The following is an 11833-nucleotide window of genomic DNA, read 5'->3' on the forward strand; positions in this document are numbered from 1 at the left end:
GCTCCATCATTCTTATTCGGCTGATTCTACAGCAGCGAGCATGCGCACCACATCGACCGTTTCGGCGACATCATGCACACGCAAAATACGTGCGCCCTTGGTCACGGCAAGCGCCGCAAGCGCCAGGCCGCCATACAGGCGTTCGCCGACCGGGCGATTCAAGGCGAGCCCTATCATGCTCTTGCGCGACACGCCGACCAACAGCGGGCGACCAAGGGCGTGCAGCGCTTCCATGTGTTTGAACAGGCTTAGATTGTGCTGCAGGGTCTTGGCAAAGCCAAACCCCGGATCGAGGATGATCTGCTCAGGCGCAATACCCACAGCCACACACTGGGCAACCCTCTCAGCAAGAAATCCACTCACCTCGCCGACCAGATCGTCGTAATGCGGACTGTCCTGCATGTTGCCGGGCTCACCCAGCATATGCATCAGGCAGACAGGCAAGCCGGTTGCAGCGGCCGCATCAAGGGCGCCGTCGCGCTGAAGCGAACGCACATCGTTGATCAACCCGGCTCCCAGCCGCGCGGTTTCGCGCATCACTGCCGGGGTGGAGGTGTCTACCGAGATGATGACATCCAGTTCACGGGCAATACGCTCAACCACGGGCGCCACCCGCTCCAACTCCTCCAAAGGAGAAACAACGCGGGCGCCGGGGCGGGTCGATTCCCCTCCCACATCAATCAGCGTCGCACCGGCAGCCACCATCGCCTCGGCATGGCGCAACGCGGCGTCCAGTTGACTGAAGCGGCCACCATCGGAAAAGGAGTCAGGGGTTACATTCAGGATGCCCATGACATGCGTCCGGGCCAAATCAAGAACCCGGTTGCCGCAAGGCAACCGGGTAGAGGACAAAGCAGAAGTCATTTCAAACCTTAGTGATCAGCTGCCGGGCCGCCGATAGGCGTTTCAGGGCGCTCATTCTGCACCACAGGCGGAGTGCCCGAGGTACCCGAACCACCTTCCCAGTCGCGCGGCTCACGCGGCGTACGGCCCGACATGATGTCGTCGATCTGGTCGGCATCGATGGTCTCGTACTTCATCAACGCATCAGCCATGGCGTCCAGCTTGTCACGGTTGTCGGTCAAAATCTGCTTGGCCGTGCCGTAGCACTGGTCAATGATGCTACGAACCTCGGAGTCGATCAGCTTGGCTGTCTCACCCGAGAAGCTGGCGCTTTGCCCGCCGCCGCCACGGCCCAGGAACACCTCGCCTTCTTCCTCGGCGTACATCAATGGGCCGAGTTTTTCCGACAACCCCCACTTGGTCACCATGTTTCGTGCGATCTGGCTGGCACGCATGATGTCGTTGGAGGCGCCAGTGGTCACACCGTCGAAGCCAAGGGTCATTTCTTCAGCAATACGGCCGCCATACAGCGAGCAGATCTGGCTGATCAGCGCACGCTTGGAGAGGCTGTAGCGATCCTCTTCCGGCAGGAACATGGTCACACCCAGTGCCCGACCACGCGGAATGATCGACACTTTGTAGACTGGGTCATGCTCAGGCACAACGCGACCTACAATGGCGTGACCCGCCTCGTGATAAGCGGTGTTCTGCTTCTCTTTCTCGGACATGACCATGGATTTGCGCTCAGCGCCCATCATGATCTTGTCTTTTGCCAATTCGAACTCTTTCATTTCAACGACGCGCTTGCCAGTACGAGCAGCGAACAGCGAAGCCTCGTTCACCAGGTTCGCCAGGTCAGCACCGGAGAAGCCGGGAGTACCGCGGGCGATCACAGCCGGAGCCACGTCGTCACCCATCGGCACCTTGCGCATGTGTACTTTCAGAATCTGCTCACGACCACGAATGTCCGGCAGGCCGACCACAACCTGACGGTCGAAACGGCCCGGACGCAGCAATGCAGGGTCCAGCACGTCCGGACGGTTGGTTGCGGCGATGACGATAATGCCGTCATTCATCTCGAAACCATCCATCTCTACCAGCAACTGGTTGAGGGTCTGCTCACGCTCATCGTGACCGCCACCCATGCCAGCGCCACGATGGCGACCGACGGCATCGATTTCGTCGATGAAGATGATGCATGGCGCGTGTTTCTTGGCCTGCTCGAACATATCGCGAACACGACTGGCGCCGACGCCGACAAACATCTCGACGAAGTCAGAACCGGAAATCGTGAAGAAAGGCACCTTGGCTTCGCCGGCAATCGCCTTGGCCAGCAAGGTTTTACCGGTACCCGGCGGGCCCACCATCAGCACGCCGCGAGGAATACGGCCACCCAGGCGCTGGAACTTGCCCGGATCACGCAGGAACTCGACCAGCTCGCCGACTTCTTCCTTGGCTTCGTCGCAACCTGCAACGTCAGCCAGGGTGGTCTTCACCTGATCTTCGGAGAGCAGGCGCGCCTTGCTCTTGCCGAAGCTCATCGGCCCGCCCTTGCCTCCCGCACCACCTTGCATCTGGCGCATGAAGAACATGAACACGGCGATAATCACCAGGATCGGGAAGCTCGCTACCAGCAACTGGGTCCAGATGCTCTGCTGCTCAGGCTGCTTGCCTTCCACAACGACCTTGTTGTCCACCAGATCGCCGATCAGACCGTTGTCCTGAATGGCCGGACGAATGGTCTTGAAGCTGTCGCCATCAATACGCTTACCGGTAATCACGTAGCCATCAACCGCTACGCGCTCGACCTTGCCATCCTTAACTTGCTGGATGAAGTCGGAATAGTTGAGGGTCTGCGGCTCGTTAGGGCTGGAGAAGTTGTTCATCACCGTCACCAGGACAGCCGCGATGATCAACCACAGGATCAGATTCTTTGCCATATCGTTCAATTAACTACCCTCTGAAGCAAGCTCCGCTACTGGCGCGCGCTTCGCATGATATTCACCGGCCTAACTTACTACATTACCTACAACTCTGGCAGGCGCCGTCTGTAACCCTTTGTGAAACTTTGACTACACAATATTCGTAAAGCCTCGTGACGAAAGCGATATAAAAAAACCTATCGCCCCCCTCGAATTTCTCAAAAACGCTCTTCACTTGCCGCGCCTTCGACGCCGCGGTAGCCACGGCACAGCAAATACTGCTCCCGGGACCTGTCACGGGAAGAGTCCGGCTTGCGCGTCTGCACCTTGTCGAACAACTTGCGAATGTTCTTGTGGTACTCGTCGAAACCTTCGCCCTGGAAGACCTTCACCAGGAAATCGCCACCCGGACGCAACACCCGACCTGCCAAATCCAGCGCCAGTTCACACAGGAACATGGCACGCGGCATATCAACAGCTGGTAATCCACTCATATTGGGGGCCATGTCGGAAATCACAAGGTCTACCTGCGAATTTCCCACAGCCTCCAGGATCTCGGCCAATACTTTGTCCTCGGTGAAATCGCCGTGAACAAAGGTCACGTCCGGGATGCTGTCCATCTCGAGGATGTCCGAAGCGATCAATCGACCTTGCCCACCAATCAGACGACTGGTCACCTGGGACCAGCCACCGGGGGCCGCGCCGAGATCGATAACGCTCATGCCTGGACGAATCAATTTGTCCTTGTCCTGGATCTCCAGCAGCTTGTAGCTGGCCCGGGAACGGTAGCCGTCCTTTTGCGCCTTTTTGACGTAAGGGTCGTTGAAATGCTCTTGCAGCCACTTAAGGCTAGTTTTGGAACGGGCCACGGGCCACCTCGAAAAAATAAAACGGGTCGTGATTAACTGGGCGGTCCCGGACTCGCTCGGGTAAACTGGCCGCCGCTTTTTACAAGATCAGACGCAGGGGTCAGATTATGCCGCTCACTCAAGAGCAGAAGAAACAGTACAAATCCATTGGCCACCATCTGAAACCAGTTCTGATTGTGGCAGACAACGGTTTGACTGAGGGTGTGTTAGCCGAATTCGAGCGCGCATTGAACGATCACGAACTGATCAAGATCAAGGTCAATATCCTTGATCGCGAAGCGCGCCTGGCCGCCGTTGCAGAACTGTGCAAGGTCGGCAAAGCGGACCTGGTTCAGGTCATCGGCAAGATGGCGCTGCTGTATCGCAAGAACTTCAGCGTCAACAAGCAACTGTCGAACGTTCATCGCTTCAAATGATGAAAAGGGTCAAGGGCGTGCTTCGCGCGCCCCGCCACTCCATCCCGGCGCAGGTTGCATAACCAGCACCAAGCCAGAGAACCCTAGCACAAGATAGCTGAATAACTGCCAGCGCAACGCTTGCGGCAGCCACACATGCACCATATAAAACATTGCGCATGCATACAGCGCCATCAACAGCAGTTGCCCGCGAATATCCCGCCACAAACTCTTCAAGCCTTCGGCCTTGATCAGCACCAACGCCTGAAGCATCACGCACGCCGCCGCAAAACCCACCAGCAGCGCACTCAGCAATCCGTCGATCTCATCGATCAGCAGCGGCGCCAGGCCAATCAGGCCCAACGCCGGCAACACACCAATATGTAACAGCCATAGGCCACCTACCCAAAGCATCTGAGAGAGTTGCCAAAGCATGGCGCCCGCACGTAGCGGGCGCCGTCTTTCAGATATGGCGAACTTCGACAATCTCGTACTCGATCACGCCACCCGGCGTCTTCACGGCAACCACATCACCCTCTTCCTTGGCAATCAAGGCGCGGGCCAGCGGCGAGCCAACAGATATCTTGCCGAGTTTGAAGTCAGCTTCATCCTCACCCACGATGTGATAGACAACGCGCTCATCGGTCTCGACGTTGGCGATCTCAACAGTGGTACCGAAAATCACTTTACCGGTATGAGGGATGGAGGTGACATCAATGATGACCTGATTCTGAATCCGACCCTCAATGTCACGAATCCGCGCCTCGACCATACCCTGCTGCTCGCGGGCAGCGTGGTATTCGGCGTTTTCCTTCAAATCACCCAGCTCGCGGGCGGTACCGATGTCCTGGCTCAGCTTCGGACGTACAACCTTGGTCAGATGGGCGTGTTCCTCTTCCAGGGCCTTGGCGCCCTGGACGGTCATTGGGTATTTGATCATGCCTTCAATCCTGCGTGTAGATCCTGCAAGCGACGCACGGTCTTTTCCGGACCGAACTTGAGCGCTTCACAGATAGCTTCGCCAGCAGCAATGGTAGTGGTGCAGTAAATCTTGTGCTGCAAGGCATTACGACGAATGGAATAGGAGTCCGCGATCGACTGACGACCTTCGGTGGTGTTGATGATCAGGGTGACTTCGTCATTCTTGATCATGTCGACCACGTGCGGACGGCCTTCCGTCACCTTGTTTACGCGACGTACTTTCAGGCCGGCAGCTTCGATCAGCTTGGCGGTCCCGGCGGTAGCCACGACTTCAAAGCCCAAGTTGATCAGATCGCGGGCGACCCCTGCAACCAGTGGCTTGTCGTCATCACGTACGCTGATAAACGCAGTACCGCCGGTCGGCAGCACTTCGCTGGCGCCCATCTGGGCCTTGGCGAACGCCTCACCGAAGGTATCGCCCACGCCCATCACTTCACCGGTGGACTTCATCTCCGGGCCCAGGATCGGGTCCACGCCAGGGAATTTGGCGAACGGGAACACCGCCTCTTTCACACTGTAGAAGTTGGGAATGATTTCCTTGGTAAAGCCGATTTCCTTCAGGGTCTTACCGGCCATCACTCGCGCAGCGATCATGGCCAGGGACACACCGATGCACTTGGACACGAACGGTACGGTACGCGAAGCACGCGGGTTGACTTCAATGACGTAGATGTCTTCGCCTTGCAGCGCCAACTGTACGTTCATCAGGCCGACAACGCCCAGTTCCAGGGCCATCTTCTTGACCTGTTCGCGCATCTCGTCCTGGATGTGCGCCGGCAGCGAGTACGGCGGCAGGGAGCACGCAGAGTCACCGGAGTGAACGCCAGCTTGTTCGATGTGCTGCATGATGGCGCCGATCACTACGTCAGTACCGTCGCAGACCGCATCCACGTCCATTTCGATGGCGCAGTTGAGGAAGTGATCCAGCAGCACCGGGCTGTCGTTGGAGACTTTCACCGCATCACGCAGGTAGCGCTTGAGTTCTTCTTCTTCGTAGACGATTTCCATCGCCCGCCCGCCCAGCACGTAGGACGGACGCACCACCAGCGGGTAGCCGATCTTGCTGGCCGCGCGAATGGCTTCGTCTTCGCTGCGCACGGTAGCGTTCGGCGGCTGACGCAGGTTCAGGCGCTCAACCATTTGCTGGAAACGCTCACGGTCTTCGGCACGGTCGATTGCATCCGGGCTGGTACCGATGATCGGCACGCCAGCGGCCTCCAGGGCACGCGCCAGCTTCAGCGGGGTCTGGCCGCCGTATTGGACGATCACGCCTTTAGGCTTCTCGACGCGGCAGATTTCCAACACGTCTTCCAGCGTTACCGGCTCGAAGTACAGACGGTCGGAAGTGTCGTAGTCAGTGGAAACCGTTTCCGGGTTGCAGTTGACCATGATGGTCTCGTACCCGTCTTCGCGCAGCGCGAGGGCGGCGTGTACGCAGCAGTAGTCGAACTCGATGCCCTGGCCGATACGGTTCGGACCGCCACCCAGGATGATGATCTTGTCGCGGCCCGTCGGCGCGGCCTCGCACTCTTCCTCATAGGTGGAGTACATGTAGGCCGTGTCGGTGGCAAATTCTGCGGCGCAGGTATCAACGCGCTTGTAGACCGGGAAGATATCCAGCTTGTGGCGATGAGTGCGCAGATTCTTCTCGGTCACACCCAGCAGCTTGGCCAGACGCTGGTCGGAAAAGCCTTTGCGCTTGAGGCGGAACATCAAGTCGCGGTCGATAGAGGACAGGCCCAGCGTCTTGACCTTTTCTTCTTCCTTGATCAGATCTTCGATCTGCACCAGGAACCACGGGTCGATCATGTTCATGCCGAAGATATCTTCGACGCTCAGGCCGGCACGGAAGGCGTCAGCCACGTACCAGATACGCTCGGCGCCCGGCACGGTCAGCTCGCGCTTGAGGATGCTCATGCTTTCCGGATTGGTCAGGTCGAGCTTCTCATCCAGGCCGCAAACACCGACTTCCAGGCCGCGCAGGGCTTTCTGCAGGGATTCCTGGAATGTGCGGCCGATTGCCATGACTTCACCGACCGACTTCATCTGGGTGGTCAGGCGCGCATCCGCCTTGGCGAATTTCTCGAAGGCAAAGCGTGGCAGCTTGGTCACAACGTAGTCGATAGACGGTTCGAAAGACGCCGGCATAGCGCCGCCGGTGATTTCGTTCTGCAACTCGTCCAGGGTGTAACCGATAGCCAATTTGGCAGCGATACGCGCAATCGGGAAGCCGGTCGCTTTCGAGGCCAGCGCCGAAGAACGCGATACACGTGGGTTCATCTCGATCACGACCATGCGGCCGGTGTCCGGGCAGATGCCGAACTGAACGTTGGAACCACCGGTTTCAACGCCGATCTCGCGCAATACCGCCAGGGAGGCGTTACGCAGGATCTGGTATTCCTTGTCGGTCAGGGTCTGTGCTGGCGCCACGGTGATCGAGTCACCGGTGTGCACGCCCATCGGGTCGAAGTTTTCGATGGAGCAGACGATGATGCAGTTGTCCTTCTTATCGCGGACAACCTCCATCTCATATTCTTTCCAGCCGATCAGGGACTCGTCGATCAGCAGCTCTTTGGTCGGCGACAGGTCGAGGCCGCGAGCGCAGATTTCTTCGAACTCTTCACGGTTGTAAGCAATACCACCGCCAGTGCCGCCCATGGTGAACGACGGACGGATGATGCACGGGAAGCCCAGTGTCTCGAGGACCGCGTTGGCTTCTTCCATGCTGTGGGCGATACCGGAACGCGGGCACGCCAGGCCGATGGACTTCATGGCCTTGTCGAAACGCGAACGGTCTTCAGCCTTGTCGATGGTGTCGGCATTGGCACCGATCATCTCTACGCCGAACTTTTCCAGGACGCCTTCGCGCTCCAGGTCCAGGGCGCAGTTCAGAGCGGTCTGGCCACCCATGGTTGGCAGCAGCGCGTCCGGACGCTCTTTTTCGATGATCTTGGCAACGGTCTGCCACTTGATCGGCTCGATGTAGGTGGCGTCGGCCATGGCCGGGTCGGTCATGATGGTGGCCGGGTTGGAGTTCACCAGGATGACGCGGTAGCCCTCCTCGCGCAGGGCTTTACAGGCCTGGGCGCCGGAGTAGTCGAATTCGCAGGCCTGGCCGATCACGATCGGGCCAGCGCCGAGAATCAGGATGCTTTTTATGTCTGTACGTTTTGGCATGGGTTTGTCACTCAAATCCGCAGGTCAGTCGGCAAGCCGTCTTGAACAATCTTTGAAGAGCCTGCGGGGGCCACCGCAATCCGGGGCCGCCCGCAGGCCACTCAGTCAGCGTCGCTTGGCCATCTCATTGATGAAACGGTCGAACAGCGGCGCTACGTCGTTCGGGCCCGGGCTGGCTTCAGGGTGGCCCTGGAAGCTGAACGCGCTCTTGTCGGTGCGCTCGATGCCCTGCAGGGAACCGTCGAACAGCGACTTGTGAATGGCGCGCACGTTACTCGGCAAGGTGGCTTCATCCACCGCAAAACCGTGGTTCTGGCTGGTGATCATCACAACGCCGGTGTCCAGGTCTTGTACCGGGTGGTTGGCACCGTGGTGACCGTGGCCCATTTTCAGGGTCTTGGCGCCGGAGGCCAGGGCCAGCAGCTGGTGGCCAAGGCAGATGCCGAACACCGGAATCTCGGTCTCCAGCACGTCCTTGATGGCCTGGATAGCGTAGTCGCATGGCTCAGGGTCACCCGGGCCGTTGGACAGGAACACACCGTCCGGCTGCATCGCGAGCACATCGCTGGCAGGGGTTTGCGCGGGCACCACGGTCACACGGCAACCGCGCTCGACCAGCATGCGCAGGATGTTGTACTTGACGCCGTAGTCATAGGCGACCACGTGGTAAGGCAGATCGGCAGCCTCGATGGTCGCATGGCTGTCGGTCTTCAGATCCCAAACAGTGGAACGCCACTCGTACTTCTCTTTGACGCTGACGACTTTCGCCAGGTCCATGCCCTTCAGGCCAGGGAAACCTTGCGCCGCGGCAATCGCCGCCTCCTCGGAGATATTGTCACCGACCATGATGCAGCCGTTCTGTGAGCCTTTTTCACGCAGGATGCGCGTGAGGCGGCGCGTATCGATACCGGCGATCGCCACAACGTTGTTGGCTTTCAGGTAATCGGACAGCGACATCGTGTTACGCCAGTTGCTCGCAACCAGTGGCAGGTCACGAATCACCAGGCCCGCCGACCAGACACGTTCAGACTCGACATCTTCCGGCGTAGTGCCGGTGTTGCCAATGTGCGGATAGGTCAGGGTAACGATCTGTTGGGCGTAGGAAGGATCGGTAAGGATTTCCTGATAGCCGGTCATGGCGGTGTTAAACACCACCTCTCCAACGGTTTGACCGTCGGCTCCAATGGCTTCGCCGCGAAAAATGCTGCCATCAGCAAGGGCGAGTATGGCTGGCTTAGTCAAGAAGACCTCCCGTAAATAAAGCCTGAAAGGGCGATCGCAGGTTGTAAAAAAGCGGAGTGACGTATGGACACGTCACCCCGCTTCTTCACTGAATTATTCTGCGCGCTTTTAGTGGACACACTAAAGCTGTAGCTTACAGAAAAAGGCTTTTTTGGTCCACCGCTAATGAGCCTTAAAGGCAGGAGAATGCGACAGGACGTCGCTTAGCGGGTAAAAACGGGGCCACAGGATAATCCTGAGGCCCCGTTTTAGCTACTGGTTAGTGCAGGTCCAGCACGTCACGCATGTCATACAAGCTTGGCTCACGCCCTTCCAACCAGAGTGCAGCACGCACCGCGCCCTTGGCGAAAGTCATGCGACTGGAGGCTTTGTGGGTGATTTCCAGGCGCTCGCCTTCGGTAGCAAACAGCACCGTGTGATCACCGACCACATCACCACCACGCACAGTGGCAAAACCAATGGTGTCACGCGCACGAGCACCGGTATGGCCCTCACGCCCGTACACCGCCACTTTCGACAGATCGCGACCCAACGCATCCGCAATGGCTTCACCCATGCGCAATGCCGTGCCCGAAGGCGCATCGATCTTGTGGCGATGATGGGTTTCGATGATCTCGATATCCGCTTCATCACCCAGCACGCGCGCCGCCAGGTCCAGCAACTTCAGCGACAGGTTCACACCCACACTGAAATTGGCCGCGAAGACGATCGGAATATCCTTGCCCGCCTCCACCAGCAACTGTTTCTGCTCGGCATTCAAACCGGTCGTACCGATCACCATGGCCTTGCCTGCCTTGCGGCAGAAGGCCAGATTTTTCAGCATCACTTCCGGCAGGGTGAAGTCGATCAGCACGTCGAACTCGTCAGCTACCTGCTCGAGGTTGCCAGACAACGAAACACCGATGCGACCCAACGAGGCCAACTCACCTGCGTCCGCGCCGATCAACGTACTGCCTGGGCGAACAATCGCCGCCGTCAGCCCGGAGGCCGGCGAGCGTTGCTGCACCGCCTCGACCAGCGTCTTGCCCATGCGCCCGGCAGCGCCCATTACGGCTATACGTCGCATATTCAGATCCTTACAGGTCGCCGAAGAAGCGTTTTACACCGTCAAAGAAGCCCGTGGTCTTCGGCGAGTGCGAGTCATCGCCTTCCAGCGAGCTGCGGAACTCTTCGAGCAGTTCACGCTGACGACGATTCAGGTTCACCGGGGTCTCAACCGCCACACGGCACATCAGGTCGCCAGCACCGCCACCGCGCACGGGCGCAACGCCTTTGCCACGAATGCGGAACTGCTTGCCGGTTTGAGTCCCCTCGGGAATCTTGAGTTTGACCCGACCATCCAGCGTCGGAATCTCCAGCTCGCCACCCAGGGCCGCATCAACAAAGCTGATCGGCACTTCGCAGAACAAATGCTTGCCGTCACGCTGGAAGATCGAGTGCTCGCGCACATTGATCACCACGTACAGGTCGCCCGTAGGGCCACCCTGGGCACCCGCCTCGCCTTCGCCCGACAGGCGAATACGATCACCGGTATCCACACCTGCCGGCACTTTCACCGACAGCGTCTTGTACTCTTCGACGCGGCCTTCGCCGTGGCAGGAATCGCACGGATCGGAAATGATCTTGCCCTGGCCATGGCAACGCGGGCAGGTTTGCTGCACCGAGAAGAAGCCCTGCTGCATGCGCACCTGCCCGATACCGCCGCAGGTCGGGCAAGTGATCGGCGAGGAGCCTTTCTTCGCACCGGAGCCGTCGCACGGCTTGCAGTTGACCAGCGTCGGCACACGGATATTGACACTGGTGCCGCGCACGGCCTCTTCCAGGTTCAACTCCAAGGTGTAACGCAAGTCACTGCCGCGCTGAGGGCCGCCACGCTGGCCGCCACGGCCGCCGCCGAAGAAGTCGCTGAATACGTCGCCGAAAATATCGGAGAAGTTCTGGCCACCAAAACCGGCACCGCCGCCGCCCATGCTCGGGTCGACGCCAGCATGGCCATACTGGTCGTAGGCCGCACGCTTATTGGGATCACACAGGCATTCGTAGGCCTCGTTGGCCTCTTTGAACATCTCTTCGGATTCTTTGTTATCCGGATTACGGTCCGGGTGGTGCTTCATCGCCAGGCGGCGGTAGGCCTTCTTCAGGTCCGCCTCGCTGGCGCCACGCTCCACACCCAATACTTCGTAATAGTCACGCTTTGCCATAAGTCTTTGCACTCTTAAGGACGTTTGACCTGGCCCTCCTGAACCCTGCCAAACTCGTTGAGCCCCAATACAGGCCCGGACCCAACTCACGTCAATTCAACGATCCTGGTCATTACTGCTTTTAGCCAGGGAGCCGGCCAAAAACGCGGTGACTGTCATTCGGAAAGCAGGAGCATTCCCGTTCACACCGCCAGCATCCGAGC

General features: G+C 58.8%; 10 protein-coding genes. 1 reads left to right on the forward strand and 9 read right to left on the reverse strand.

Annotated features, from left to right (window positions below; all coding sequences use genetic code 11):
* Positions 1 to 12: 12 nt before the first annotated feature.
* The 3 genes from folP to rlmE form a co-directional block, all read right to left on the reverse strand.
* Positions 13 to 864: a dihydropteroate synthase gene (gene folP, locus BUE92_RS10300; protein WP_073523509.1), complete on the reverse strand. Its 852-nt coding sequence runs from the start codon at positions 862 to 864 to the stop codon at positions 13 to 15.
* A gap of 8 nt (positions 865 to 872) precedes the next feature.
* Positions 873 to 2783, reverse strand: coding sequence for an ATP-dependent zinc metalloprotease FtsH (gene ftsH / locus BUE92_RS10305; protein WP_073523511.1), 1911 nt, complete (start codon positions 2781 to 2783; stop codon positions 873 to 875).
* A gap of 200 nt (positions 2784 to 2983) precedes the next feature.
* Positions 2984 to 3634 (reverse strand): 23S rRNA (uridine(2552)-2'-O)-methyltransferase RlmE, encoded by a 651-nt coding sequence (rlmE, locus tag BUE92_RS10310; RefSeq protein WP_003194199.1) that lies wholly within the window; start codon positions 3632 to 3634, stop codon positions 2984 to 2986.
* Positions 3635 to 3741: 107 nt separating this feature from the next.
* Here rlmE and BUE92_RS10315 point away from each other — a divergent pair, with 107 nt between their 5' ends.
* A complete protein-coding gene (locus tag BUE92_RS10315) occupies positions 3742 to 4050 on the forward strand; it encodes a YhbY family RNA-binding protein (protein WP_003176146.1) in 309 nt (102 codons plus the stop codon).
* A gap of 9 nt (positions 4051 to 4059) precedes the next feature.
* Here BUE92_RS10315 and BUE92_RS10320 read toward each other — a convergent pair whose 3' ends face one another.
* The 6 genes from BUE92_RS10320 to dnaJ all read right to left on the reverse strand — a co-directional run bounded on the left by BUE92_RS10320 (position 4060) and on the right by dnaJ (position 11630).
* A complete protein-coding gene (locus BUE92_RS10320; RefSeq protein ID WP_073523512.1) occupies positions 4060 to 4464 on the reverse strand; it encodes an MFS transporter in 405 nt (134 codons plus the stop codon).
* Positions 4465 to 4492: 28 nt separating this feature from the next.
* Positions 4493 to 4969, reverse strand: coding sequence for a transcription elongation factor GreA (gene greA / locus BUE92_RS10325; RefSeq protein ID WP_003194203.1), 477 nt, complete (start codon positions 4967 to 4969; stop codon positions 4493 to 4495).
* Complete coding sequence (gene carB, locus BUE92_RS10330; RefSeq protein ID WP_073523514.1) at positions 4966 to 8187, reverse strand: carbamoyl-phosphate synthase large subunit; 3222 nt, start codon at positions 8185 to 8187, stop codon at positions 4966 to 4968. The genes greA and carB overlap by 4 nt, the downstream gene beginning before the upstream one ends.
* A gap of 105 nt (positions 8188 to 8292) precedes the next feature.
* Entirely contained in the window at positions 8293 to 9429 is a 1137-nt protein-coding gene (gene carA, locus BUE92_RS10335) for a glutamine-hydrolyzing carbamoyl-phosphate synthase small subunit (protein ID WP_073523516.1), read from the reverse strand.
* Positions 9430 to 9688: 259 nt separating this feature from the next.
* Positions 9689 to 10495, reverse strand: a complete 807-nt coding sequence (gene dapB / locus BUE92_RS10340) for a 4-hydroxy-tetrahydrodipicolinate reductase (protein ID WP_073523518.1) — start codon at positions 10493 to 10495, stop codon at positions 9689 to 9691.
* A gap of 10 nt (positions 10496 to 10505) precedes the next feature.
* Positions 10506 to 11630, reverse strand: a complete 1125-nt coding sequence (gene dnaJ, locus BUE92_RS10345) for a molecular chaperone DnaJ (protein WP_054896114.1) — start codon at positions 11628 to 11630, stop codon at positions 10506 to 10508.
* Positions 11631 to 11833: the final 203 nt, after the last annotated feature.

It is taken from the genome of Pseudomonas fluorescens, assembly GCF_001902145.1.
GTDB lineage: Bacteria > Pseudomonadota > Gammaproteobacteria > Pseudomonadales > Pseudomonadaceae > Aquipseudomonas > Aquipseudomonas fluorescens_BV.